Annotated in this window: 19 protein-coding genes; 14 read left to right on the top strand and 5 right to left on the bottom strand. The window is 72.3% G+C overall.

From position 1 onward, the window contains the following. Positions 1-60: 60 nt before the first annotated feature. Positions 61-1,560 carry a GTPase HflX gene (hflX, locus tag OG928_RS09565; RefSeq protein WP_406281647.1) on the top strand — a complete coding sequence of 500 codons (1,500 nt, stop codon included), beginning with the start codon at positions 61-63 and terminating at the stop codon, positions 1,558-1,560. Between the two features lie 122 nt (positions 1,561-1,682). Here hflX and OG928_RS09560 read toward each other — a convergent pair whose 3' ends face one another. Then, positions 1,683-2,765: a trypsin-like serine peptidase gene (locus OG928_RS09560; protein WP_406281644.1), complete on the bottom strand. Its 1,083-nt coding sequence runs from the start codon at positions 2,763-2,765 to the stop codon at positions 1,683-1,685. A gap of 210 nt (positions 2,766-2,975) precedes the next feature. Here OG928_RS09560 and OG928_RS09555 point away from each other — a divergent pair, with 210 nt between their 5' ends. From OG928_RS09555 to OG928_RS09515, 9 genes are all read left to right on the top strand, one after another. Beyond that, positions 2,976-4,463, top strand: coding sequence for a diaminobutyrate--2-oxoglutarate transaminase (locus OG928_RS09555; RefSeq protein WP_406281641.1), 1,488 nt, complete (start codon positions 2,976-2,978; stop codon positions 4,461-4,463). Further along, positions 4,460-6,031, top strand: coding sequence for a pyridoxal phosphate-dependent decarboxylase family protein (locus OG928_RS09550; protein ID WP_406281638.1), 1,572 nt, complete (start codon positions 4,460-4,462; stop codon positions 6,029-6,031). The genes OG928_RS09555 and OG928_RS09550 overlap by 4 nt, the downstream gene beginning before the upstream one ends. A 149-nt stretch (positions 6,032-6,180) precedes the next feature. Then, positions 6,181-7,950 carry an IucA/IucC family protein gene (locus tag OG928_RS09545; protein WP_406281636.1) on the top strand — a complete coding sequence of 590 codons (1,770 nt, stop codon included), beginning with the start codon at positions 6,181-6,183 and terminating at the stop codon, positions 7,948-7,950. Positions 7,951-7,978: 28 nt separating this feature from the next. Then, on the top strand, positions 7,979-8,656 hold the full coding sequence (locus tag OG928_RS09540; RefSeq protein ID WP_406281633.1) for a GNAT family N-acetyltransferase: 678 nt from the start codon (positions 7,979-7,981) through the stop codon (positions 8,654-8,656). After that, positions 8,653-10,125, top strand: a complete 1,473-nt coding sequence (locus OG928_RS09535) for a lysine N(6)-hydroxylase/L-ornithine N(5)-oxygenase family protein (RefSeq protein ID WP_406281631.1) — start codon at positions 8,653-8,655, stop codon at positions 10,123-10,125. The genes OG928_RS09540 and OG928_RS09535 overlap by 4 nt, the downstream gene beginning before the upstream one ends. Beyond that, complete coding sequence (locus OG928_RS09530; protein WP_406281628.1) at positions 10,049-11,914, top strand: IucA/IucC family protein; 1,866 nt, start codon at positions 10,049-10,051, stop codon at positions 11,912-11,914. The genes OG928_RS09535 and OG928_RS09530 overlap by 77 nt, the downstream gene beginning before the upstream one ends. 87 nt (positions 11,915-12,001) lie before the next feature. Beyond that, positions 12,002-12,859 (top strand): carbon-nitrogen hydrolase family protein, encoded by an 858-nt coding sequence (locus OG928_RS09525; protein WP_406281625.1) that lies wholly within the window; start codon positions 12,002-12,004, stop codon positions 12,857-12,859. 112 nt (positions 12,860-12,971) lie between these two features. Further along, positions 12,972-13,937: an SGNH/GDSL hydrolase family protein gene (locus tag OG928_RS09520; RefSeq protein WP_406281622.1), complete on the top strand. Its 966-nt coding sequence runs from the start codon at positions 12,972-12,974 to the stop codon at positions 13,935-13,937. Positions 13,938-14,044: 107 nt separating this feature from the next. Further along, complete coding sequence (locus tag OG928_RS09515; protein WP_406281619.1) at positions 14,045-16,087, top strand: ATP-dependent DNA helicase; 2,043 nt, start codon at positions 14,045-14,047, stop codon at positions 16,085-16,087. 107 nt (positions 16,088-16,194) lie between these two features. On the opposite strand, the gene lexA is transcribed toward OG928_RS09515, so the two are convergent. Continuing rightward, positions 16,195-16,905, bottom strand: coding sequence for a transcriptional repressor LexA (gene lexA / locus OG928_RS09510; protein ID WP_406281616.1), 711 nt, complete (start codon positions 16,903-16,905; stop codon positions 16,195-16,197). A 612-nt stretch (positions 16,906-17,517) separates the two neighbouring features. Between lexA and nrdR the strand changes: the two genes are divergently transcribed. The 4 genes from nrdR to OG928_RS09490 all read left to right on the top strand — a co-directional run bounded on the left by nrdR (position 17,518) and on the right by OG928_RS09490 (position 22,877). After that, positions 17,518-18,021: a transcriptional regulator NrdR gene (gene nrdR, locus OG928_RS09505; protein ID WP_406281613.1), complete on the top strand. Its 504-nt coding sequence runs from the start codon at positions 17,518-17,520 to the stop codon at positions 18,019-18,021. A gap of 112 nt (positions 18,022-18,133) precedes the next feature. Continuing rightward, positions 18,134-20,992: a vitamin B12-dependent ribonucleotide reductase gene (locus OG928_RS09500; protein ID WP_406281611.1), complete on the top strand. Its 2,859-nt coding sequence runs from the start codon at positions 18,134-18,136 to the stop codon at positions 20,990-20,992. Positions 20,993-21,098: 106 nt separating this feature from the next. Next, on the top strand, positions 21,099-22,025 hold the full coding sequence (locus OG928_RS09495; RefSeq protein ID WP_406281608.1) for an RNA polymerase sigma-70 factor: 927 nt from the start codon (positions 21,099-21,101) through the stop codon (positions 22,023-22,025). Between the two features lie 81 nt (positions 22,026-22,106). Beyond that, entirely contained in the window at positions 22,107-22,877 is a 771-nt protein-coding gene (locus OG928_RS09490; protein ID WP_406281606.1) for an SDR family oxidoreductase, read from the top strand. 78 nt (positions 22,878-22,955) lie between these two features. Here OG928_RS09490 and def read toward each other — a convergent pair whose 3' ends face one another. The 3 genes from def to OG928_RS09475 form a co-directional block, all read right to left on the bottom strand. After that, entirely contained in the window at positions 22,956-23,633 is a 678-nt protein-coding gene (gene def / locus OG928_RS09485; protein WP_406281603.1) for a peptide deformylase, read from the bottom strand. Between the two features lie 56 nt (positions 23,634-23,689). Beyond that, positions 23,690-25,309: a hypothetical protein gene (locus OG928_RS09480; RefSeq protein ID WP_406281600.1), complete on the bottom strand. Its 1,620-nt coding sequence runs from the start codon at positions 25,307-25,309 to the stop codon at positions 23,690-23,692. A gap of 154 nt (positions 25,310-25,463) precedes the next feature. Next, complete coding sequence (locus OG928_RS09475) at positions 25,464-26,009, bottom strand: hypothetical protein (protein WP_406281598.1); 546 nt, start codon at positions 26,007-26,009, stop codon at positions 25,464-25,466. Positions 26,010-26,098 lie beyond the last annotated feature (89 nt).

The following is a 26,098-nucleotide window of genomic DNA, read 5'->3' as shown; positions in this document are numbered from 1 at the left end:
CATCGTGACGGCCGCACACAGGGAATGGAGCGGCCCGCCGACTACGTTGAACAGGACGATATGACTTCTCGCTCTCACCGCACCGGAAACGACGACACGGACCCGATCCTCGACGGGGCCCAGGCCCTCGACGACGGGTCGGCCTTCGACGAATTCGGCGCGGGCGATGACGTCGGGACGGGTCCTGTCGACTACGACGGCGACCAGTTCGACCGCGAGGAGCGCACCGCGCTCCGCCGGATCGCCGGTCTCTCCACGGAGCTGACCGACGTCACCGAGGTCGAATACCGACAGCTTCGCCTCGAACGCGTCGTGCTCGTCGGCGTCTGGACCGACGGCACCGCCGCGGACGCCGAATACTCACTCAAGGAACTGGCCGCGCTCGCGGAGACCGCGGGCTCGGAGGTGCTGGACGGGCTGATCCAGCGCCGCGACAAGCCCGACCCGGCGACCTACATCGGGTCCGGAAAGGCCAAGGAACTGCGCGACGTGGTCATCGCCACCGGCGCCGACACCGTGGTCTGCGACGGTGAACTGACCCCGGGTCAGCTGATCCAGCTCGAAGACGTGGTCAAGGTCAAGGTCGTGGACCGCACGGCGCTGATCCTGGACATCTTCGCCCAGCACGCCAAGTCCCGAGAGGGCAAGGCCCAGGTCTCGCTGGCGCAGATGCAGTACATGCTGCCGCGCCTGCGTGGCTGGGGTGCGTCGCTGTCCCGCCAGATGGGTGGCGGCGGCGGTGGCGGGATGGCCACGCGTGGTCCCGGTGAGACGAAGATCGAGACCGATCGTCGGCGGATCCGGGAGAAGATGGCCAAGATGCGCCGCGAGATCGCGGACATGAAGAAGGCCCGCGACACCAAGCGGCAGGAGCGGCGGCGCAACGCCATCCCGTCGGTGGCCATCGCGGGTTACACGAACGCCGGCAAGTCCTCGATCCTGAACCGGTTGACCGGTGCGGGCGTGCTGGTGGAGAACGCGCTGTTCGCGACCCTGGACCCGACGGTTCGTCGGGCCGAGACGCCGAGCGGTCGCGGGTACACGCTGGCCGACACGGTCGGGTTCGTGCGGCACCTGCCGCACCAGCTCGTCGAGGCGTTCCGGTCCACGCTGGAAGAGGTCTCCGACGCCGACCTGATCCTGCACGTGGTGGACGGCTCCGACCCCACGCCGGAGGCCCAACTGGCCGCCGTGCGCGAGGTGTTCGCCGAGGTCGAGGCGCACAAGGTGCGCGAGATCGTGGTGATCAACAAGGCCGACGCGGCCGACCCGGAGGTGCTCGCGCGAATCCTGCGCCGGGAGAAGCACGCGATCGTGGTGTCCGCCCGCACGGGCCAGGGCATGGACGAGCTGCTCGAGCTGATCGACGAGGAACTGCCGCGTCCGGACGTCGAGGTCGAGGTCGTGGTGCCCTACGAGCGCGGCGACCTGGTCGCCAAGGTGCACGCGAGCGGCGAACTGCTGGCGACCGAGCACCGCGAGGTGGGCACGTGGCTGCACGCCCGGGTCGGCCGGCAACTCGCCGCCGAGCTGGAGCGGTTCGTGGTCGCCAAGCGCTGACCGGGAGACAGCCGATCGGGAGACACGGGTGAAGGCCCGGGTCGCACACGGAGGATCGTGTGCGGCCCGGGCCTTCGTCGTTTCCCCGGCGCCGACGGCCGGCGGCGCGTGGCGGGCGGTGCTCAGCGTTTGCGCTTGAGGTTCTCCAGCATCCGGCGGGCGTCCTGGCCCAGATACGGCCCGGCGATCCAGGTGTGCCCCGCGCCGCTCAGCGCGCTGTTGCCGATCAGCCGCAGCGGGCCGTCGGGGCCGTTCGCGTACCAGCCGCCGCCGCTCGCGCCGGCGGTCATCGAGCAACCGATCCGCAGCAGCGGCGGGACGCCGGGGTCCACCGTCATCCGGCGCGGGTCCTGGGTGCAGCCGTACATCCTGAGGCCGTCGTACGGCGGGTCCTGCGGATAGCCGTACGCGCTCGCGCGGGCCAGGTCGCGGGGCGCGTCGAACCACACCGGCACGGCGTGGCCGACGACCTCCTCCAGGCTGCGCGCGCTGCGGTCGGGGTTGCGGACCTCGACGACGGCGTAGTCGTAGGCGGTGGCCGGTGACGAGGTGTTCGTACCGCCGGCGCGCCACTGGTCGGACGTGGCCATCGAGGTCGCCCACCACTGGCCGAACGGGGCGACCGGGCCGGGGTTGCCGAGGTTGTCCAGGGTCGCCTGGCCGCTGCTGTTGAACGCGGGCACGAACTGCATGCTGGTGAACCACGTGCCGCCGCGGCCGGCGTGCACGCAGTGGCCCGCGGTCCAGACCAGGTTGCTGCGGCCGGGGTACTTGGGGTCGGCGACGACCGTGCCCGAGCAGGCGGAGGGGCCGTCGGGGGCCTCGAAGAACAGCTTGCCGACCGCGATGGTGCCGGTGTTGCCCGAGTAGGGGCGGGGCACCTCGTCGGCGCGCACGGGCGGTGGTTTGGCCTCGGCCACGATGTCGGGCAGCGGGCCCCGGCCGGTGGGTGCGCCGGATGGGCTCGGCGGTGCGATGGGCGCGGGCGGGCCCTCGTCGGCCCTGGGGTCCCGGGGCTTGGCGCGGCTCATTCGCTGAGGGGTCCAGTGCGCGGGATCGCCCGGATCCGCGAGGGCCTGCGGCCCGGTCCCGTTGCCGTCGGCGTTGCCGACGCCGCCCAGTGTCAGCGCCATGACGGTGCCCGTCACCAGCAACGACACCGCCACCGTCAGCGCGACGAACAGTGTGCGAACGCCGCGCGTCAAGCGCCTACCTCCCCGTGCGCCCCCCGTATATGACGGCTCGACAGTATCGGAGGGGCGTACGGCCGTGATCGGGCGGCGGTTCGGTCGTTGTTCACGCGGGGCTGTCGATCCGGCCGATTGTCACTCATTGTGGTGACAGTTTTGCCTTACGTCATCGTTCCAAAGTAAGCCTTACCTAAATCACGATCGCCCTGTGGAGGTGCCGCAGTCATGACCGCCGCCCTGACCAGGCCGGACGACCGCTCCGGTACCGACGATCCGGCGCCCGACGCGCCGGCGTTCGACAGCTCGCCCCGGGACGTCGGGGCGATCGGCCGGCAGCGGGCCGGCGACTTCGACGCGCCGGGCATCCTGCGCAGGCAGGCCGCCCGCGAGTCCTCGGCGCGGACCTACGCGCGGTCGCTGCCGATCGTGCCGGTCCGCGCCCGCGGGATGACCGTCGAGGGGGCCGACGGCCGGCGCTATCTCGACTGCCTCTCCGGCGCCGGCACGCTCGCCCTCGGCCACAACCACCCCGTGGTGCTGGCGGCGATCCGGGCCGTGCTCGACGCCGGCGCGCCGCTGCACGTGCTCGACCTCGCGACGCCGGTCAAGGACCGCTTCGTCGAGGAGCTGTTCGCGACGCTGCCCCCGGAGCTGGCTCGGGACGGGCGGATCCAGTTCTGCGGGCCGGCCGGCACCGACGCGGTCGAGGCCGCGCTCAAGCTGGTGCGGACCGCCACCGGGCGGCGCGGTGTGGTCGCGTTCACCGGCGCCTACCACGGCATGACCGAGGGGGCGCTCGCGGTCAGCGGCGACACCGCGATCCGGGACGCGACCGGCGCGGGCACCGGAGACACGATCCGGCTGCCCTTTCCGCAGACGTACCGCTGTCCGTTCGGGGCCGGTGGCGCCGAGGGCGAGCGGGTCGCCGCGCACTACGCGCGCTCGCTGCTGGCGGATCCGAGCGGCGGGGTGCCCACGCCCGCCGGGATGATCGTCGAACCGGTGCAGGGCGAGGGCGGGGTGCTGCCCGCGCCGGACGGCTGGCTGCGCGAGATGCGCCGGATCACCGCCGAGCGCGGCATCCCGCTGGTCGTGGACGAGGTGCAGACCGGCCTGGGGCGCACCGGCGCGATGTGGGGCGTGGACCACGCCGGCGTGGTGCCCGACGTCATGGTCATCTCCAAGGCGATCGGCGGCAGTCTGCCGCTCGCGGTGGTGGTCTACCGCGCCGAGCTCGACCGCTGGTGGCCCGGCGCGCACGCGGGGACCTTCCGCGGCAATCAGCTGGCGATGGCCGCCGGCCAGGCGACGATCGCGTACGTGCGCGAGCACCGGCTCGACGAGCACGCGGCCCGGATCGGGGCCCGGCTCGCGGATGCGCTGCGCGAGGTGATGGCGGGGCAGCCCGCGATCGGCGAGGTGCGCGGGCGCGGTCTGATGATCGGCGTCGAGATCGTCGAGCCGGACGCGGCGCCCGACGCGCTGGGCGCCCGGCCCGCGGCACCGCGGCTCGCGGTCGCGGTGCGGCGCGAGGCGCTGGGGCGCGGTCTGATCGTCGAACTCGGCGGGCGGCACGGCAGCGTGGTGCGGTTGCTGCCGCCGCTGACGATGACCGAGGTGCAGGCCGACGCGGTCCTGGAGCGGTTGGCCGACGCGATCGAGGCCGCCCGGGCCACGTACGCGACCGGGTCCGCCGGATCGGAGTCGGCGTGAACACCGCGCCGCCGGCCGTGCACCCGCCGGCTGCCGCGCTCGCGGGCGGGGTCGCGGGCGCCGACGCGCTGCGCGAGTTGGTGCGGGTGGCGCTTGCCGCGGTGGAGAGCGGGGCTCGCGCGCGCGGCGGCCCGCTGCCCGCGGGCGGCCCCGAGGGCGTCGCGGCCGAGGTCGCCCGGGTGTTGGGGACGACCGCCGGCGCGGCGCTGCCGGCCGCGCGGGGCTCGGCGGCGGCCGGTCCGAGTCCGAGCCCCGGCCCGAGTCCGAACCCGGGTCCGGATCCGCTGCCCGCGCTGGGCGTGGGCGAGTCGGTCGCGCTGCGCGAGTTGTCGACGCTGTTCGCGTGGGGGGCCGCCGATCCCGCCGACCCGCGCTGCGCGGGGCACCTGCACTGCCCGCCGCTGGCCGTCGCGGTGGCCGCCGACCTGGTGGCCTCGGCGCTCAACCCCTCGCTCGACTCGTGGGACCAGGCGCCGGTGGCCGGCGCGCTTGAGGTCGAGGTGGTCGCGGCGCTCGCGGGGCTGGTCGGCTTCGCGCCCGGCGCGGCCGGCGGCGTGGTCACCAGCGGCGGCACCGAGTCCAACCTGATGGGGCTGCTGCTGGCGCGGGACGGCCTGGGGCCGGGTGTCGGCCGGCGGCGGATCCTGTGTTCGCAGGCCGCGCACTTCTCCGTCCGCCGCTGCGCGGGGCTGCTCGGGCTCGGCGAGGACGCGGTGGTGACGGTGCCCGCGGGCGCGGACCACCGGATGGACCCCGTGGCGCTGGCCGACGCGTGCCGGCGGGTGCTGGCGGGCAACGACCGGATCGCCGCGATCGTGGCCACCGCGGGCACCACCGATCTCGGCGCGGTCGAGCCGCTGCCCGCGATCGCCTCGGTCGCGCGCGAGTTCGACACGTGGTTGCACGTGGACGCGGCCTACGGGGGCGGCGCGTTGTTCTCGGACCGGCTGGCCCCGCTGCTGACCGGCCTCGACGAGGCCCATTCGGTGGGCCTGGACCTGCACAAGCTCGGCTGGCAGCCGATCGCCGCCGGCGTCTTCCTGGTGCGCGACGCGGCCCTGCTGGAGCCGCTCGCGCAGCGCGCCGCCTACCTCAACCCGGACGACGACGAGCAGGCCGGCTACTTCAGCCTGCTGGGGAACTCGCCGCGCACGACACGGCGCGCCGACGTGTTCAAGATCGCGGTCACCCTGCGCGCCCTCGGCCGGACCGGCCTGGGCGCGCTGGTGGACCGCTGCCACGACCTGGCCCGGTACGCGGCCGACCTGATCCGCGCGCATCCGCGCCTGGAACTGGTCGCCGACCCCGTGCTCACCTCGGTCGTCTTCCGCTACGTCCCCGAGCGTCCGGTGGACGAGCGGGACACCGACCGGATCAACGCCGCGCTGCGCCGCCGCCTGCTGCACGAGGGGCGCGCGGTCGTCGGCCGGACCGAGATCGGCTCCGGGCCGGGCGCCGTCCGGCTCAAGCTCACCCTGCTCAACCCGCACGCGGGTGCCGCGGACCTCGACGCGCTCCTGGCGGCCGTGCTCGACGCGGGGCGCGCGGAAAGCACACAGCCGGGCTGACGCTCCGTCAAGAAGTGCCGTTCCCGCGCGCCTCGCACATTCGGGACCAAGCTCGCCAAACAATCGACATGGGCCGAATCTCCACATCACCACCGCACGCCATCAATGGGCATCGACCGTAGGGTCGACCGACACCACACGGAGCAGCGATGACCATCGCGGGTCCCGACCCGTCCGCCGTGCGTACGGACCCCCAAGCGGACCACCTCGACGCGCCGAACCCCCGGCACGCCGCCGACGGGGCGACCATCGAATGCCTGCTTCGCTGCTGGGTCCGCGAACGCGCGCTCCCGCGGCCGGAGACGGCCGTCCTGACGATCGCGCTGCCCGCCGTCGGGCAGACCGTGACGGTGCCCGTGCGCTACTGGTCGGCCGCCGGGTGGCACCGCTTCGGCACCCCGCACCTGGCGGGCGAGGGCGCGCTGAACGCGGTCACGCTCGCGCTCATGCTCGGCGACGAGGCGAGCGCGAGCGCGCCCGGCGCGGCGGGCGACGCGTGCGGCGACACCGCGATCCGGGTCGCCGACTCGGTCACGCACGCCGAGCGCTACATCGCGCACCGCCGCGAGCACCCCCAGGATCCGCCCGGGACCACGCCCTTCCTGGCCGCCGAGCAGTCGCTCGTGCTCGGCCACCCGATGCACCCCACCCCCAAGAGCCGGGACCGGCTCGACCCCGACGAGGACGCCGCGTGGTCGCCCGAGCTGCGCGGATCCTTCGCGCTGCACTGGTTCGCCGCAGACGCCGACCTGGTCGCGCAGGACAGCGCGCTGGAGCGCGAGGCCGCCGACGTGCTGGCCGAGTTCGCGGGCGACCTGCGCGCGCCCGAGGGCACCGTCCTGGTGCCCGTCCACCCGTGGCAGGCCCGCGACCTGCCGAGCCGCCCGCACCTGCGCGCGCTGCTGGACGCGGGCCGGCTGCGCGCGCTCGGTCCGGCCGGCGCCCCGTGGCACCCCACGTCGTCGGTGCGCACCGTGTACCGGCCGGACGCCGAGGTCATGCTCAAGCTGTCGCTCGGCCTGCGGATCACCAACTCGCGCCGGGAGAACCTGCCCAAGGAACTGCTCCGCGGCATCGAGGTGCACCGCCTGCTCCGCTCCGGCCTGGAGAACGAACTGCGGGCGGTACATCCCACGTTCGACATCGTGCGCGACCCGGCCTGGGTCTCGGTCGCACCGCCCGAGTCGTTCCCGAGCCGGGACCGGCCCGCGGCCGGCCTCGAACTCGTGCTGCGCGCCAACCCGTTCGGCCCCGGCGAGCGGGTCTCGTGTGTGGCCGCGCTGGTCGCCGAACGACCCGGGATCGGCCCGTCCCGGCTGGCCGAGTCCGTGCACGCGCTCGCCGGCCGGACCGGGCGCACCGTCGCCGCCGTGGCCGAGGAGTGGTTCGAGCGCTACCTCGCGACGGTCGCCGAACCGGTCCTGTGGCTGGATCGGCACGCCGGCATCGCCCTGGAGGCGCACCAGCAGAACACCCTCGTCCTGCTCGACGCGGACGGCCTGCCGGTGGGCGGGCGCTACCGCGACAACCAGGGCTACTACTTCCGCGCCTCGCGCACCGCGGACCTGGCCCGCAGGCTGCCCGCCGCGGGCGTCGCCAGCGACACGATCGTGGCCGACGAGATCGCCGACGAGCGGCTCGCCTACTACCTGGGCGTGAACAACCTGCTGGGCCTGGTGGGCGCGTTCGGCGCGCAGGGTCTGGTCGACGAGCACGTGCTGCTCGCGCGCCTGCGCGCGCTGCTGGCCCCGCACGCGGAGACCTCCGGCGCCGCGCGCTCGCTGCTGACCGATCCGCAACCGCGCTGCAAGGCCAACCTGATGACCCGGCTGCACGGACTCGACGAACTCGTCGGCCCCGTGGCGACCCAGTCGATCTACGTGCACATCCGCAATCCGCTCGCCGACGCCCCCGCGTGAGCCAGGTCCCTGGAGGTTTCGTCCCCGTATGCGCCCGTTGAGCCCGTCATTCCTCTCGTCCCGCGCGACCCCGCTCGCCGAGGCCGAGACCGTCCGACTCACGTCCCGACACCTGCGCGCCGGGCTGACCGGCCCGTTGACCGAGGCCGCCCGCTGGGGAGCCGTCCCGCTCCCGATCGGCCGGTTCTCCCTGCACGAGATCCACACCAAGCGCGACATCCCGCTCCTGCACACGTGGATGAACGACCCCGCCGTCGCCCGCTGGTGGGAACTCGACGGAGACGAGGAGGTCGTGCGGCGACACCTGGCGACCCAGGCCGTGCGCACGCACAGCAACTGCTACCTGGGCTGCGTCGACGACGAGCCGGTCAGCTACTGGGAGCTCTACCGTGCCGACCTCGACGAGCTCGCCCGGCACTACCCCGCGCACCCGCACGACGTCGGGATCCACCTCCTGCTCGGCCCCGCCGCGTGGCGCGGGCGCGGCATCGGCTCGCTGCTGCTGCGCGCGGTCACCGAACTCGTGCTGCGCGCGGCGCCCGACACCGCGCGCGTGGTCGCCGAGCCCGACGTGCGCAACACCGCGTCGGTGGCGGCCTTCGAGCGGGCCGGCTTCCGCCGCGCCGCCGACGTCGAACTCCCGGACAAGACCGCCGCGCTGATGATGCGGCACCGACCCGCGCGGGGAACGGGTGCCCGACCGTGACCGACCGCCTTCCCGCGCCGCGCCGGGCCGCGGATCCCGGCGCGGTCGTGTACGACCTCGTGGGCATCGGCATCGGCCCGTTCAACCTCGCGCTCGCCGCGCTGGCCGACCGGGTCGAGCCGCTGCGCACGCTCTTCCTGGACCGGGCCCCCGAGTTCAGCTGGCACCCGGGGTTGCTGCTGGACGGCACCACGCTCCAGGTGCCGTTCCTGGCCGACCTGGTCACCCTCGTCGACCCGACCAGCCCGTGGTCGTTCCTGGCCTATCTGCGCGCGCACGACCGGCTGTTCCCGTTCTACTTCGCCGAGCGCCTGCACGTGCCGCGGCGCGAGTACGACCACTACTGCCGCTGGGTCGCCCAGGCGCTGCCGGCCTGCCGCTTCGGCAGCGACGTGGAGTCCGTCGCCTGGGACGGCGCCCTGTACCGGGTCGAGTTCCGCGACACCGGCACCGGCGAGCGGCACCACGTGCACGCGCGGCACGTGGTGCTCGGCATCGGCACCGAGCCGGTGGTGCCCGCCCCGTTCGCGCGCCTGCTCGGCGAGCACGTGCTGCACGCGGCCGACTACCTCGACCACCGCGACGACCTCGCGGCGGCCGACGACGTCACCGTCCTGGGCTCGGGGCAGTCCGGCGCCGAGGTCTTCCTCGACCTGCTGCGTCGGCGCACCGGCCCGAGCCGGCGGCTCACCTGGCTGACCCGCTCGCCGGCGTTCGCGCCGATGGAATACTCCAAGCTCGGTCTGGAACACTTCACGCCCGACTACACGCGCTACTTCCACGGGCTCGCCGAGCCGGTCCGGGACCGACTCGTGCCCGCGCAGTGGCAGCTGTACAAGGCGATCAGCACCGACACGATCGCCGCGATCCACGACGAGCTGTACGAGCGCGGGATCGCCGGCGGGCGGGTGCGCGCGACGCTGATGCCCGACGTCACCGTGACCGCCGCGCGCGGCACCCGCGACGGCGTCGAACTGGGCTGCCGGCACGGCGAACAGGACCGTGCGTTCACCGTGCTCACCGATCGCGTCGTGCTCGCGACCGGGTACGCGCCGCGGCACCCGGCGATGCTCGACCCGCTGGAGGAACTCGTCGCGTGCGACGAGTCCGGGCGCTGGCTGATCGACCTCGACCACCGCGTCGCCCTGGCCGAACACGTCACCGGCGGGCTGTACACGCAGAACGCGGAGCTGCACACGCACGGCGTGGGCACGCCCGACCTGGGCCTGGGCGCGCACCGGGCCGCGACCATCCTCAATTCCGTGTGCGGCAGCGCCGTCTACCGACTGCCGATCCGCACCGCGTTCACCACGTTCGGCCTGGCCGCGGGCGACACCGAACCCCCGCGCCGGAGCCCCCGGCGGACCACAACCGACCCAGCAGAGGTACCCCATGTCGCAGTCGAACCCGGCAGCGGAGCCCATCGAGGCCGAACTGCCGCACCAGGACGCTCGACACGCCGCGCCTGAGCCCGAGTCCCGCGTCCCCGGCGCGCGGCACGGCGTCCCCTCCACCGACCCGAGCGTGTGGCGGCAGGTCAACCGGGACATGATCGCCAAGGCGCTCGCCGAGTTCGCGTACGAGGAACTGCTCACGCCCGTGGCCGACGGCGACCGGTACAGCGTCGACGTGTCCGGCGACGTGCACTACCGCTTCCGGGCCCGCCGCGGCGCGTACGACGCGTGGCACGTGGACGCGGCGTCGGTGGAGCGGGTGTGGGAGGGCGGCACCGACCCGGCCGAGGACATGCTGCAGTTCCTGCTCGACGCGCACACCGTGATCGGGCTGTCCGGGGACACCGCCGGCCACCTGGTGCGCGAGCTGACCGCGACGCTGTCCGCGGACGCCGCGACGACCGCGAGCGCGGTGGACGCCGCGACGCTGGCCGACCTGGGCTACGCCGAGCTGGAGGGGCACCAGACCGGCCACCCGTGGATCGTGCCCAACAAGGGCCGGGTCGGCTTCTCGGCGAGCGACGCGCGCGCGTACGCCCCGGAGGCCAGGCGCCCGCTGCGCCTGCCGTGGATCGCGGTGCATCGTGATCTCGCGGCCTACCGCGCCGTCCCGGACCTGACCGAACACCGCTTGTACGACGAGGAGTTGGACTCGCCGACCAGCGATCGCTTCCGCCGGGTCCTGGCCGGTCGGGGCCTGGCGCCGGACGACTACCTGTGGCTGCCCGTGCACCCGTGGCAGTGGGACGAGACGATCGCGACACTGTTCGCACCCGACCTGGCCGCCGGGCGGATCGTCCCGCTCGGCGAGGCCGATGATCGGCACCTCGCGCAGCAGTCGGTGCGGACCTTCCTCAACATCGACCACCCGGACCGACGCACCGTCAAGCTCCCGCTGTCCGTGCTCAACACGCTGGTCTGGCGCGGCCTGCCCAGCGAACGCACGCTCGCCGCGCCGGCGGTCACCCGATGGGTGCTGCGCCTGCGCGATTCGGACCCGTTCCTGCGCGACGAGTGCCGGGTGATCATGCTCGGCGAGACCGCCTCCGTCACCGTGCGCCATCCGGTCCTGGAGGAACTGCCCGGCGTCCCCTACCAATACCGCGAACTGCTCGGCACGATCTGGCGCGAGCCGCTCGCGCCGCGCCTGGACCCGGGCGAGCGGGCCCGCACGCTCGCGTCGCTGCTGCACGTGGATCCGGCGGGACGGCCGTTCGTCGCCGAGCTGATCGAGCGCTCGGGGCTCGCGCCGCGGGTGTGGCTGCGCCGGTTGTTCCACGCGATGCTCCCGCCACTGCTGCACTGCCTGTACAAGTACGGGCTGGTGTTCTCCCCGCACGGCGAGAACGCGATCGTGGTCTTCGACGAACACGACGTCCCGGTCCGGCTGGCGATCAAGGACTTCGTCGACGACGTCAACATCACCGACCGGCCGCTGCCCGAACTCGACGACCTGCCGGCCGACGTCGCGGCCGTCCTGCTGCGCGAACGGCCCGACTACCTGTGCCAGTTCATCCACGCCGCGCTGCTGGTGGGCCACCACCGCTACCTGGCCGATCTCGCCGCCACCCACCTGGGCGTCCCGCAGGAGGGGTTCTGGGCGCTGGTGCGCGAGGAGATCCTCGACCACCAGCGGGCCTTCCCCGAACTCAAGGACCGGTACGAGCTGTTCGACCTGCTCACCCCCCGGATCGACCGGCTGTGCCTGAACCGCAACCGACTGCTCCTCGACGGCTATCGGGACCGCCCCACCCGCCCGCACGTGAGCGCGCACGGCACGGTTCCGAACGCGCTGTGCATGTGAGGTATACGGCACGCTGTGCCGGGGTCGGGGACAACCTGTCCGGTTTGCCGATGGTGTGATACCCGTCACGGTGCCAGAATGCGGCGGGTGACCGACGCCGCCGAAAACGCGAGGCAACCGCTCAGGGTTGCCGCCGCTCAGGCCCAGGCGCGGCCGGGCGACATCCCCGCGAATGTCGCCACGGCCGCGCAGCTCGTGCGCTTCGGCTCCTCGGCGGGCGCCGATGTCGTGGTGTTGCCCGAGCTGTTCCTTTCGGGGTATGACCTCGACCTGTTCCGACCCGACGTGAAGACGTGCGACATCGTGCCCGGCGACACGCGCCTGGGCGAGCTCCAGGCCGCGTGCTACGCGACCCGCACGGTGGCGGTCGTCGGCGCGGCGGTGCGCCGCCCGGCCGGGCGGACCATCTCGCTCGTGGTGATCGGCCGGGACGGCGACGCGCACGTCGCGTACGACCGACAACACCTGTGGCGCGACGAACGCGAACTCTTCCGCCCGGGCGACCACGGCTGCACGATCGAGATCGCCGGCTGGCGGTTGGGCCTGGGCAGCGCGTACGACGTGAGCTTCCCCGAGCACGTGCGCGCCGCGGTGTACGACGGTTGCGACGCGTACCTGTGCCCCGGCGTGTATACGCGCGGCGACAGCGAGCACCGGCGCGACCTCTACTTCGCCGCCCGCGCACTGGAGAACACCTGCTACACGGTGGTCGCGAACCACATCGGCGACACCGCGCTCGGCCCCGCGTGCGGGCGCAGCGGCGTGTACGGGCCGGACGGGCGCGTGGTGATCGAGGCCGACGACGAGCGCGTGGACGTGGTCGTCGCGACGTTCCAGGACATCGAGATCGACGCCGCGCGGGAGTGCCTGACGATGCTCGAGGACCTGCCCAGGGCGCGCCGCAGGGCGGCCGGCGAGCGCCGCGAGACCATCAAACTCGATTGATCCGGCGACCGGCCGATGCTGGAAACCGCGTGCGCGACGCCCTAGTCTCGCCAGACCACCGTGACCTACCGATGGGTAACGGGCCGGCCGCAACGACGAGAGGGGAGCGCTCGTGCGCACAACTCGCAGGGCGATCGCGGGACTTGCCGCGCTGACGGCGCTCGTCGCGCTGTCCGCGTGTTCGGACGACTCGGGCGGCTCCGGGGGCTCCGCCAACGCCGCCGACAAGAGGGCGGGCGCCGTCGGCGGGAACGACAAGGCCGGGTCGAACCCGTCCGTGCTCCCCGTCGCGGCAAGCGGCGCGACGTACGTGGCGCTCGGCGACTCGTACGCGGCGGGCGTGCAGATTCCCACGATCGTCCCCGACGCCCCGCCCGGGTGCAGCCGCTCGCAGAGCAACTACGCGCACCTGGTGGCCCGGCAGAAGAACATCGCCGGCCTCGTCGACGCCACCTGCGGCGGCGCCAGGACCCCGGACATGACCGTCGGCCAGCAGAGCAAGGGCTCGCCCCCGCCGCAGTTCGACGCGCTGCGCCCGGACACCGCGCTGGTCACCCTCGGGATCGGCGGCAACGACATCGGCTTCTCCGAGATCGTCACGATGTGCGTGATCCAGGGCCGCAGCACGACCTCCACCCAGCCGTGCACCGACAAGTACGCCGGCGGCGGCAACGACGAGCTGGCCAAGCGGATCGCCGACACCGCGCCCAAGATCGCCGCGACGATCGCGGGGATCAAACAGCGCTCGCCCAAGGCCCGCATCCTGGTCGTCGGCTACCCCACGATCCTGCCCGAGAGCGGCCCGTCCTGCCCCGCGCAGGTGCCGGTCGCCGAGGGTGACCTGCCGTATCTGCGCAAGGTGGTGCCCGCGCTCAACGACATGATCGCCAAGGAGGCGGCCAAGCAGGGCGCGGAGTACGTGGACACCTACACCGGCTCGGCCGGTCACGACGTGTGCAAGCCGGTGGGCACCAAGTGGGTCGAGGGGATCAAGCCCGAATCGCCCGGCGCCCAGGTCCACCCGAACGCGCTCGGCCAGGAGGCCATGTCCAAGGCGGTGCTCGCCAAGCTGGGCTAGGCCCTGCCCTGCCCTGCCCTGCCCCGCGTCGGGCCGGCCGCGGGGGCGGTGCCGGATCGGGCCGCGCGGTCGGTGATGTCGGTGCGACCATCTAGGCTTGTCGCCCGATGAGCGACTCCGATCGACCCGCGCTGACCGAGCTCCTGCACGCCGCCGTGACCGCCGTCGGCGGCGCGGAGCGACCCGGACAAGTCCTGATGGCCGAGGCCGTCACCGGTGCGGTCGCCCGCGCGGAGCACCTCCTGGTCCAGGCGGGCACCGGCACGGGCAAGTCCCTGGCCTACCTCGTGCCCGCCCTCGCCGCCCGCAGGCACGTCGTGGTCGCGACCGCGACGCTGGCGTTGCAGCGCCAGCTGGTCGACCGCGACCTGCCGCGCACGGTCGAGGCGCTGCGCCCGCTGCTGCGTCGCACGCCCACGTTCGCCACGCTCAAGGGCCGCAGCAACTACCTGTGCCTGCACCGGTTGCACGACGGGCCGCCCGACGAGGGCGACGTGCTGTTCGATCCGGCCCCGACGAGCAAGCTCGGCAAGGACGTGGTCCGGCTGCGCGACTGGGCCGACGAGACCGAGACCGGCGATCGCGACGACCTGAGCCCGGGCGTCAACGACAAGGCGTGGGCGCAGGTGTCGGTGTCCTCGCGCGAGTGCCTGGGCGCGTCCCGCTGCGCCTACGGCGACGAATGCTTCGCCGAGGCCGCGCGCGAGCAGGCCAAGCAGGCCGACGTCGTGATCACCAACCACGCGTTGCTCGCGATCGACGCGTTGGAGGACGCGCCGGTGCTGCCCGAGCACGAACTGCTGATCGTGGACGAGGCACACGAGTTCGCGAGCCGGGCCACCGGCGTGGCCACCGACGAGCTGACCCTGGGCGCGGTCGACCGGGCCTCGCGCCGGGCGGGCCGGCTCGCCAACGAGGGCGCGGTGGACAATCTGGACGCCGCGTCGGAGGCGTTCAGGAAGACCATGGAGAGCCGCGAGTCCGGTCGGCTGCGCGAGGTGGACGCCGACCTGGGCTGGTCGGTGGCCGCGCTGCGCGACGCCTGCCGCGGCGTGATCACCTCGCTCGGCGAGGTCCGTGACAAGTCGCTCACCAACGAGGACGCGGCCCGCCGACAGGCGTTGGCGGGCGTCGAGCACATCCACGACACCTGCGAGCGGATCCTCAAGGGCTCGCCGCACGACGTGGTCTGGATCGAGCGCAACGACCGGATCGGGGCCTCGCTCCGGGTCGCCCCGCTCGCGGTGGCCGGCCTGCTGCGCGAGGCGCTGTTCGGGGATCGCACGGTCGTGCTCACCTCGGCCACGCTCAAACTCGGCGGCGACTTCCGCGGCGTCGCGAGCAGCCTCGGGCTGACCCACGAGGGGCTGCTGACCGACGACCCGGCGCCGGTGCCGACCGCGGTGGCGGTGCACCCGGGCGACGAGGAGGAGGCGGCCGAGGAGGCCGACCCGGACGCCGACGCCGACCTCGCGGTGTGGCGCGGCCTGGATGTCGGCTCGCCCTTCGACTACCCCAAGCAGGGCATCCTCTACGTCGCGCGGCACCTGCCGCCGCCGGGGCGCGAGGGGATGAGCGCGGACACCCTGGACGAGCTCGCCGAACTGATCGAGGCGGCGGGCGGCCGGACGCTGGGCCTGTTCTCGTCCCGTCGCGGCGCCGAGGCGGCCACCGAGGCGCTGCGCGAACGACTCGACTTCCCGATCCTGTGTCAGGGCGACGACTCGCTCGGCGAACTGCTCGGGCGGTTCGCGGCCGATCCGCGCACGTGCCTGTTCGGCACGCTGTCGCTGTGGCAGGGCGTCGACGTGCCGGGGCCGTCCTGCCAGTTGGTGGTCATGGATCGCATCCCGTTCCCGCGGCCCGACGATCCGCTGATGAGCGCGCGCTCGCAGTCGGTGGCGGAGAACGGCGGCAACGGGTTCATGGCCGTCGCGGCCACGCACGCGGCGCTGCTGATGGCGCAGGGCGCCGGGCGGCTGATCCGGGCGATGGACGACCGCGGTGTGGTCGCGGTGCTCGACCCGCGGCTGGCGACCGCCCGCTACGGCGGCTTCTTCAAGGCCTCGATGCCCGCGCTCTGGTACACCGAGGACCGCAACCAGGTCCGCCGCTCGCTGGCCGCGATCGACAAGGACGACACGGCCTGAGCACCACCACGACGGAGCCGACGGCCGGGGACGAACCACGGGCGGCCGCTCGGCGATGGCTCGCCGTACGACCGCCCGTGAACGGTATGACCGTGTCTCCGTCCATCTCAGACCCGTCGCATGACGGCCACGACCCGGCCCAGGATGGTTGCCTCGTCGCCCGGGATGGGCTCGTAGGCGGGGTTGTGCGGCATCAGCCAGCGGTGCCCGTCACGGTGCCGCAGCCGCTTGACGGTGGCCTCGCCGTCGATCATCGCCGCGACGATGTCGCCGTTCTCGGCGACCGGCTGGCGACGGACCGCGACGTAGTCGCCGTCCATGATCGCGGCCTCGATCATCGAGTCGCCGCTCACCTTGAGCAGGAACACGTCGCCGTCGCCCACGAGCTGACGGGGCAGCGGGAACACGTCCTCGATGGACTGTTCGGCCAGGATCGGACCGCCGGCCGCGATCCGACCGACGACCGGCACGTAGGAAGCGGCCTGCGAGCCGCGTTCGGCGTGCGGTCCGGCGGGGGCCAACGGCCGGCCGCCGTCGGGGGAGCGCACCTCATAGGCGCGGGGTCGATGCGGATCGCGACGCAAATAGCCCTTGCGTTCCAGGGCCATCAGCTGATGCGCGACGGAGGAAGTGCTGGAGAGACCGACGGCTTCGCCGATCTCCCGCATGCTCGGCGGATATCCGCGGGTCTCCACGGAGCCGCGGATCACTTCGAGGACTCGCGTCTGGCGCGGCGTCAGCCCCCCCGCCGGACGCCGCGTCGGACCGCCCTGGACCTGCCCGTTCTCGGTGCCCGGTGCGGGCGCCGGTGGTGGCACGGTGGTGTTGTGTGGGTGTTTCGAAGGCAGTGTTTCGGTGCGGATTCCGGGGTGGATGGCCCCGGTGGCTTCTCCGGTCACGGCTGGCCCTTTCGACGGATTGCTCGCACGTGAAGAACGGTAGTCGGGTTCGAAAGGTTGCGCCAAACACACGTTCGAGTGAATTTAGGCCAATCCGGTGGCGATCATTCGGTTCCCGCTGTAGTAATCGTACATACATTCGAATTCAGCACGGGGAAAACGATCGCTTCACGTGTCTGATATGTCGTATTCGCCGGATGGGCGTCGCGACACGCGGCCGAGCGGGCTAATTTTTCCGAGCCTTCGCCCGGTGACCTGCGGGGATGACAAGAGGTCACTGCGGGCTCTCCGAGTGTCTGCGAGTCGGCTTGCAGCGCTCAGGGTCGCGGTCTACCGTAGCCACTACATCTTGTGGTCGAGAGCGCAGAAGTAACCCACAAGTTGTGGTTGCCGTATATACCATATTCCCGGAGCGCACCGGACGGCCCCCTTCGTGGCGGGCCTCGGGGCGAGGGCGCGGCAACCCGTGGGCACGCTTCGCCGCGCATCGCCATGGTGCGTCGCATCCAGGGGAAGGGGAGAGGGAACCATATGCACTGCCCCTTCTGTCGGCGGGCGGACAGCCGCGTCGTGGACAGCCGGACCACCGATGACGGCGCCGCCATCAGGCGTCGCCGCTCGTGTCCCGACTGTGGACGACGTTTCACCACGATCGAGACCGCGTCGCTGACGGTGATCAAGCGCAGTGGCGTCACCGAGCCCTTCAGTCGGGACAAGGTCATCGCCGGCGTCCGCAAGGCATGCCAGGGCCGCCCGGTCACCGGCGACGCGCTGGCCCTGCTCGGCCAGCGGGTCGAGGAGGCCGTGCGCGCCACCGGGTGCGCCGAGTTGACCACCCACGACGTGGGCCTGACGATATTGGGCCCGCTTCGGGAGCTCGACGAGGTCGCCTACCTGCGATTCGCGTCCGTGTACCGGGCCTTCGAGTCCCTGGAGGACTTCGAGGCCGAGGTCGCGCTGTTGCGCGCCGGTCGTGCGGAGTCGGCCGGGCCCGCGGATCCCGTGGACGCGACGGACGGCCCCGCCGCGGGCTGACCGCGGATCACAAGACATATCAATTCGGCAGCAAACGAACGACGGACCACCCGACAGGGCGATTCGGGACGTTCCCGCGCGCCCACGGCGTTGTTCACAAGAGGGAGACGGCATGACAGAGACGACGAGCGGCTCAGCACGAGGTGGTTCCGGCCGGTCACGACCCGGCAAGGGCCTGCGGATCGAGCGCGTGCACACGACCCCCGGAACCCACCCTTACGACGAGGTGGTCTGGGAGCGTCGTGACGTCGTCATGACCAATTGGCGCGACGGCTCGATCAACTTCGAGCAGCGCGGCGTCGAGTTCCCCGACTCCTGGTCGGTGAACGCGGTCAACATCGTCACGAGCAAGTACTTCCGCGGTGCGGTGGGCACGCCGCAGCGCGAGTGGAGCCTGAAGCAGCTGATCGACCGGGTCGTCAAGACCTACCGCAAGTCCGGTGAGGAGAACGGCTACTTCGCCGGCCCCGCCGACGCGGAGATCTTCGAGCACGAGCTGGCCTACGCCCTCCTGCACCAGATCTTCAGCTTCAACTCGCCGGTCTGGTTCAACGTCGGTACCGCACAGAAGCAGCAGGTCAGCGCCTGCTTCATCCTGGCGGTCGACGACTCGATGGAGTCGATCCTCGACTGGTACAAGGAAGAGGGGATGATCTTCAAGGGCGGCTCCGGCGCCGGCCTGAACCTGTCCCGGATCCGCTCCAGCAAGGAACTGCTCCACTCGGGCGGCAACGCCTCGGGCCCGGTGTCCTTCATGCGCGGCGCCGACGCGTCCGCCGGCACCATCAAGTCGGGCGGCGCCACCCGCCGCGCGGCCAAGATGGTCGTGCTCGACGTCGACCACCCCGACATCGAGGACTTCATCGACACCAAGGTCAAGGAAGAGGAGAAGATCCGCGCGCTCCGCGACGCGGGCTTCGACATGGACCTCGGTGGCTCCGACATCGCGTCGGTGCAGTACCAGAACGCGAACAACTCGGTCCGCGTCTCGGACGAGTTCATGAACGCGGTCGAGAAGGGCGAGGAGTTCGGCCTGCGTGCACGGCTCACCGGCGACGTCCTGGAGACGGTCGACGCGAAGAAGCTGTTCCGCAAGATGGCCGAGGCCGCGTGGGCCTGCGCCGACCCCGGCATCCAGTACGACGACGAGATCAACAAGTGGCACACGTGCCCGGAGTCGGGCCGGATCACCGCGTCCAACCCGTGCTCGGAGTACATGCACCTCGACAACTCGTCGTGCAACCTCGCGTCGTTGAACCTGATGAAGTTCCTGCGCGACGACGATACGTTCGACGCGGAGCGCTTCGCCAAGGTCGTCGAGCTGGTCATCACCGCGATGGACATCTCGATCTGCTTTGCCGACTTCCCGACCGAGAAGATCGGCGAGACCACCCGGGCGTTCCGCCAGTTGGGCATCGGCTACGCCAACCTCGGCGCGCTCCTGATGGCGACCGGCCACGCGTACGACAGCGACGGCGGCCGCGCGCTCGCCGGCGCGATCTCGTCGCTGATGACCGGCACCGCCTACAAGCGCTCGGCGGAACTGGCTGCGATCGTCGGCCCGTACGACGGCTACGCCCGCAACGCCGAGCCGCACAAGCGGGTCATGCGGCAGCACGCCGAAGCGAACGACCTCGGCAAGCGGATGGACGACCTGGACGCCCCCGTGTGGGACCTGGCGACCAAGGCGTGGAAGGACGTCGCCAAGCTCGGCGACAAGCACGGCTTCCGCAACGCGCAGGCCTCGGTGCTGGCCCCGACCGGCACGATCGGCCTGATGATGGACTGCGACACCACCGGTGTCGAACCCGACCTGGCGCTGGTGAAGTTCAAGAAGCTCGTCGGCGGCGGCTCGATGCAGATCGTCAACGGCACCGTGGCCCGCGCGCTGACCCGGCTCGGCTACCAGGCGGAGCAGGTCGAGGCGATCGTCGAGCACATCGCCGAGCACGGTCACGTCGTGGACGCCCCCGGCCTGAAGACCGAGCACTACGAGGTGTTCGACTGCGCGATGGGCGAGCGGACCATCTCCCCGATGGGCCACGTGCGGATGATGGCCGCGATCCAGCCGTGGATCTCCGGCGCGATCTCCAAGACCGTCAACATGTCCGAGGACGCCACCGTCGAAGAGATCGAGGAGATCTACTTCCAGGGTTGGAAGCTCGGCATCAAGGCGCTCGCGATCTACCGCGACAACTGCAAGGTCGGCCAGCCCCTCTCGGCCGGCAAGGGCGAGAACAAGGGCAAGGCCGACGACGGCAAGACCGCCGCCGCGGCCCCCGTGGTCGAGAAGGTCGTCGAGTACCGCCCGGTGCGCAAGCGCCTCCCCAAGGGCCGCCCCGGCATCACGACGTCCTTCTCGGTGGGTGGCGCCGAGGGCTACATGACGGCCAACTCCTACCCCGACGACGGCCTCGGCGAGGTCTTCCTGAAGATGTCCAAGCAGGGCTCGACCCTCGCGGGCATGATGGACGCCTTCTCGATCGCGGTCTCGGTCGGCCTGCAGTACGGCGTGCCGCTGGAGACCTACGTCTCGAAGTTCACCAACATGCGCTTCGAGCCGGCCGGTCTCACCGACGACCCGGACGTGCGGATGGCGCAGTCGATCGTCGACTACATCTTCCGCCGCCTGGCGCTGGACCACCTGCCCTTCGAGACCCGTTCGGCGCTGGGCATCCACTCGGCGGCGGAGCGCACGCGCCACCTCGAGACCGGTTCCTACGAGTCGGACGAGGCCGACGCCGAGGAGGACATGCGCACGCTCGCGCAGTCCGCGCCGGCCGACGCCAAGCCCAGGGCCGCCGAACTCAAGCCGGTCCCGGTCGCGGTGCACTCCTCGACCGAGCTGCTCGAGGCCCGCCAGGGCCGCAGCGCGGACGCCCCGCTGTGCTTCTCGTGCGGAATCAAGATGCGCCCGGCGGGCAGCTGCTACGTGTGCGAGGGCTGCGGCTCGACGAGCGGTTGCAGCTGATCGAACACGGTCGGGTCGACCTGAACGACTGACGGGCGGGGTGCCGGTGCGGGTTGCCGGGCCCCGCCCTTTCGGGTGCCAGGGGGCCGGCCGGCACAATCGCCGGGTGGCCGGTGGGGTGGTTGAGGAGTTCGAGGCGCAGCGATCGCGGATGTTCGGCATCGCGTACCGCATGCTGGGGTCGGCCACGGAGGCCGAGGACGTCGTCCAGGACGCCTACGTGCGTTGGGACGGGGCCGAGCCCGGGGCGATCGCGCATCCCCCGGCGTGGCTGGCGAAGGTGGTCACCAACCTGTGCCTGAACCGGCTCACCTCGGCGCGGGCCACACGCGAGGAGTACATCGGGCCGTGGCTGCCCGAGCCGGTGCTGACCGCCGACCACGGCGTGCTCGGCCCGCTGGAGAGCGCCGAGCAGCGCGACTCGGTCTCGTTCGCGCTGCTGGTCCTGCTGGAGCGGCTCAGCCCGACCGAGCGCGCGGTGTTCGTGCTGCGCGAGGCGTTCGGGTACGGCTACCGCGAGATCGCCGCCATCGTCGAGCTGACCGACGCGAACTGCCGGCAGCTGTATCGCCGTGCCCGCAGCCGGCTCGACGCGGAGGGCGCGGGCGCGGACCGGGCCGAGTACGACGACGCGCGGTGGCGCGCCTTCGTCGAGCGCTTCCTGGCGGCCGCGCGCGAGGGGGATCTGGGCGGGCTCGAACGGATGCTCGCGGACGACGTGGTCTCGTGGGCGGACGGCGGCGGCCGGGTCGGCGCGGCGCGGCGGCCGGTGTTCGGGGCGAGCAACGTGGCGCGCTACGTGGCCGGGCTGCTGGGCAGGTTCGGCGTCGGCGTGGACATCCGGTTCGCGTCGGTCAACGGGGCGCCGGCGGTGCTCGGGCTGGTCGGCGACGCGCTGATCGGGGTCTTCGCGATCGACGTCCTCGACGGACGGATCACCGCCCTGCGGATCATGTCCAACCCCGACAAACTGGTCTTCGCAGCCGCCCAGTTCGCCGCGTTGTCACATTCCGAGGGTCCCGCCGGTTCGTAGCTGGTGCCGCGGCCGTTACCGGTCACGGCACCAGAGCCCGGGGCGACGCACCGTCCCGGCCGCCGGACGAAGGAATCCCTCATGCCGCCCATCCTGGTCACCGGTGCCACCGGCACACTCGGCCGCGCGCTCGTGCGCGCCCTCGAAGCGCAGGGGTACGCGGTGCGCGCGCTCAGCCGCCGGCCCCGCCCCGACGACACCGAGGTGTCCGAGTGGGCGACGGGCGACCTGCGCACGGGCGCCGGCCTGGACGCGGCGCTGACCGGCGTGGACACCGTCGTGCACGCCGCGACCGCCAACGGCCGCGGCGACATCGAGACGTCCCGCACGCTGATCGAGGCCGCGCGGCGCGCGGGCGTGGGGCACCTGCTCTACGTGTCGATCGCGGGCGTGGACCGGGTGCCGCTCCCGTACTACCGCGCCAAGCTCGAGGTCGAACGACTGGTCGAGGACTCGGGGTTGCCGTGGACGATCCTGCGGGCGACCCAGTTCCACGACCTGGTCGCCGGGATCACCGCCGCGCAGCGACTGTCGCCGGTCGTGTTGGCGCTCGCGGGGGTCTCGTTCCGGCCGGTCGACACCCACGACGTCGCGACCGAGCTGACCCGGCTCGTGGCCGCCGGACCGGTCGGGCGGGTACCCGACCTCGGCGGGCCCGAGACGCACACGTCGGTGGAGCTCACCAGGGCGGTCCTGCGCGCGGCCGGCCGGCGACGGCCGGTGCTGCCGGTGCGGCTGCCCGGGAAGACGTTCGCCGGCTACCGCGCCGGCCTGCATCTCGCGCCCGACGGGGCAAGCGGGCGGATCACGTTCGCGCAGTACCTCGACGAGCGCTTCGCGGGGAAGCGGTGATCCCGACACCGGCGCGCCCGTGACGACGCGGGAGGGGGAGCCGGCCGGCTCCCCCTCCCGCGCCATCGTTCGGCGCCGTCAGCCGGCGAGCTGCTTGGCCTTCGCGTCGCGCTTGGCGAACACCTCGTCGCGCATCGCCTCCATCTCCTTGAGCACGTTCTTGCGCTCGCGCTTGGAGAGGCGGTCGATGTACAGGTAGCCGTTGAGGTGGTCGGTCTCGTGCTGGAGGCAGCGGGCGAAGTAGCCCTCGCCCTCGACCACGACCGGGTTGCCGTCCTTGTCGACGCCGCGCGCGATCGCGCGGTCGGGACGGGCCAGGTCCTCGTGCGGGCCCGGGACGGACAGGCAGCCCTCGCCCGCCTCCTCCAGGTGCCGCTCGGCGGCGGGCAGTTCGTCCAGGACCGGGTTGATCAGGTGGCCGACGTGGCGGTGGCCGTCCTCGTCCACGCAGTCGTACACGAACAGCCGGATGCCGACGTCGACCTGGTTCGCGGCCAGACCGACGCCGTCCGCGACGTACATCGTCAGGAACATGTCGTCGATCAGCGTGTTCAACGCGTCGGTGCCGAACTCGGTGATCTCGGCACACGGCCGGTGCAGGACGTCCTCACCGACCACGGTCACGCGCAGGACCTTGCCGCGCGCGGCCTCGGGCGCCATGGCGGGGTACGACTCGACCGGCCGGCCCATCACGTAGATCCGGCCTTCTTCGTGATCGTGGTGATCGTGGCTGGAGTGGTCGTGCTGCTCGGCCATCGGTTTGCTTTACCTTTCCACCAGGGCATGAACCCGAATCAGCCTACCGGCACCCGTCACGGCAGTACGGCCGACGCCTTGGCCGTGATGGTGACCTCGCCGGGTTCGGTGACGGTCACCTCGGTCCAGCCGTCCTCGGTCTCGCCGATGCCGATGTTGGGCTTGTCCGCGACGAACCAGCTGGTGCGGTGGATCCGCACGGTGAACGTGCCCGCCTGCTCCGCGAGCAGGGTGAAGCCGCTCGGGGTGATGTCCACGAGCTGGCCGGGGCCGTCCAGGAGCGGAACGGGGTCGGCGACCTCCCAGATCACCCAGTGCGGGTCCGACCACACCGGCACCAGCCAGTCGGTGCCGGCGCGCAGGATCTCCGCCTCGCGCTTGGCCGAGGGGTCCAGTGGCACGTCCGGCAGCGCGATGAAGCGCACGCCCGTCTCGCGCACCCACGCGTGGTATTCGGGCTCGCCCAGGGCGGGACCGTAGAGCACCGCGTTGTGCGCGCGGTCGAGCTGGCGCTCCCAGCCGCGCGCGAGCGGCATGTGCTCGGCGACGTAGACGGTCTCCCAGTGCCCGCGGGTGAACGGGATCTCGATCCGGCCGACCGGCAGGTTGGCGCGCTCCAGATAGTCGAGCATGCCCGTGTAGTACTCGGCCTTCTTGCCGTTGCTGTCCTGGTTGTTGAAGGCGACCGCCTTGCCGGCCGAGGAGAACTGCCACGCGAGCAGCGGGATCGCGAGCAGGATCACCAGGCGCCGACGGCCGAGCGAGAGCAGGACCACGGCCATCAACGGTCCGGCGGACAGCTCGCCGAGCCGCGCGACATTGCCGCCGACCGCGCTGGGGATCAGGAACAGCACGGTCGAGGAGAGCGCGTACAGCCACAGGAAGCGGCGCGCGCTGACCTCGGTGCGCGGCACCAGGGCCAGGCCCACCCCCGCGAACAGCAGGATCGCGGCGAGCCGCCAGAACGGGAACGAGAAGTCGCCGCCGCCGGGGAAGATCAGCGACATCACCAGGCCGATCACGGCCGGGGCGAGGCTGAACCGGGTCGCCCACACCCGCTCGGCGGGCACCCACGCGAGCGCGATCATCAGCAGGAACGCGGCGGCGAGCGGGCTGGCGAGACCGCAGAAGCCGGCCGCGACCGCCGCCCACGCGCGATGCCCGGTCCGGGCCCCGAGGATCGCCATCAGCCCCGCGGCGACGCCCAGGACGAACGGTGTGCGGCCGATCAGGTATTCGATGCTGACGATCACCGCGAACCAACAGCTGCCGACCCGCCGGGCCAGGTTGCCGCGGCCCAGGCGCAGCCGCGAGAACGCCCACGCGGCGGCCACGCACGAGATCGCGGTGAGCAGCCGGGTGCCGATCCCGCCGGCCAGGACCGGGGTGATCACGCTGTAGCCCGGCAGCAGGTGCCCGCCGTACCACTGGTTGTTCCACAACACCGCGCCGTGATCGCGAACCAGCCACGCGCGGAAGATCTGCGCGGGCCAGTCGGCGCCGTTGATCCCCATCACGGTCAGCAGGCCGACCAGGATCAGCGTGATCACGTAGGGATGCTCCGCGACCGCGACGAGAACCCGACGCAGGTGCCGACGCCAGGCCTGCCGGAGGGAACCACCGGCACCCGACGCGGGCTCCCCGAGGGGTATACGTCCGTCCAGAGCATGAGTCATGACGGCCTAGTTTTTCAGATCGAGGCCGATGAGGTGCAGGTGGGCACTGGGGTCGGGCGCCGGATTGTCCGATGTGTGGTGCGGCATGGCGCAATGTCCACGGCCGAATCATCACCGCACGCGAAAATATCCTTCGTTCGGATGAAATCGAGGTTCAGACCACGGGACCGGTCGGGGGGTCCGGCGGGTCGTCCTCGGGGGGTGGCTCCGGCGGATTGGGCAGGCCGGCGCGGGCCCGCAGGTCGCGCGGGTCGCGCGGGCCCTCGATCCGGCGGATCACCGAGAGCGCGGCGGTGTGGAACGCCTCCAGGAACGCCTGTGCGGTCGAGGCGGGCCATTCGGCGCGCTGGACCGCGTGCATGTTGTGGTCGGTGTCGCACCAGCACGCGACCTCGACGGTCGCGGTGACGCTGACGAACGGGCCGTCGAGCTGCCATACGTCCAGGCCCAGTTCCAGCCAGTCGCCGTCGGCCTCGTACAGCAGCAGGGCGGTGCCCAGGATGTGCGGGGACGGCTCGGGCTCGGGCTCGGGACTCAGCGGGTCCGGTTCGTTCCAGAACCAGCGCGCGGGATCGTCGAGGGAGCGGCGCAGATCGAGCGCTTGAGCAGCGGCGACCAGGCGTTCGCGGCCATGGTCGTCCAGATCGGGAAACAGCCGCTCGAACGGGATGTCCGAGGCAGGGCGCTCGGTGGCGGGCACGCGGGCATTCTGCCGTGGCGAGGGGTCTTCCCGTCAACGTCGGGTTGCGTGACGACGAGGGAAGGTGGCCGAATTTGCCCCTCAATGTC

Source organism: Embleya sp. NBC_00896, from assembly GCF_045207785.1.
In the GTDB taxonomy this organism is placed as follows: Bacteria; Actinomycetota; Actinomycetes; order Streptomycetales; family Streptomycetaceae; genus Embleya.
Note: the sequence above shows the minus strand (reverse complement) of the source record. Positions and strands in the feature narration are given on the sequence as shown.

What these genes read in the sequence shown, in the direction of transcription:
- OG928_RS09500 (WP_406281611.1), top strand. Translation starts at nt 18,134, where the DNA reads ATGACAGAGACGACGAGCGGCTCAGCACGAGGTGGTTCCGGCCGGTCA.
- OG928_RS09530 (WP_406281628.1), top strand. Translation starts at nt 10,049, where the DNA reads ATGTCGCAGTCGAACCCGGCAGCGGAGCCCATCGAGGCCGAACTGCCG.
- def (WP_406281603.1), bottom strand. Translation starts at nt 23,633, where the DNA reads ATGGCCGAGCAGCACGACCACTCCAGCCACGATCACCACGATCACGAA.
- OG928_RS09515 (WP_406281619.1), top strand. Translation starts at nt 14,045, where the DNA reads ATGAGCGACTCCGATCGACCCGCGCTGACCGAGCTCCTGCACGCCGCC.
- OG928_RS09545 (WP_406281636.1), top strand. Translation starts at nt 6,181, where the DNA reads ATGACCATCGCGGGTCCCGACCCGTCCGCCGTGCGTACGGACCCCCAA.
- OG928_RS09490 (WP_406281606.1), top strand. Translation starts at nt 22,107, where the DNA reads ATGCCGCCCATCCTGGTCACCGGTGCCACCGGCACACTCGGCCGCGCG.
- OG928_RS09540 (WP_406281633.1), top strand. Translation starts at nt 7,979, where the DNA reads ATGCGCCCGTTGAGCCCGTCATTCCTCTCGTCCCGCGCGACCCCGCTC.
- nrdR (WP_406281613.1), top strand. Translation starts at nt 17,518, where the DNA reads ATGCACTGCCCCTTCTGTCGGCGGGCGGACAGCCGCGTCGTGGACAGC.
- hflX (WP_406281647.1), top strand. Translation starts at nt 61, where the DNA reads ATGACTTCTCGCTCTCACCGCACCGGAAACGACGACACGGACCCGATC.
- OG928_RS09555 (WP_406281641.1), top strand. Translation starts at nt 2,976, where the DNA reads ATGACCGCCGCCCTGACCAGGCCGGACGACCGCTCCGGTACCGACGAT.
- OG928_RS09480 (WP_406281600.1), bottom strand. Translation starts at nt 25,309, where the DNA reads ATGACTCATGCTCTGGACGGACGTATACCCCTCGGGGAGCCCGCGTCG.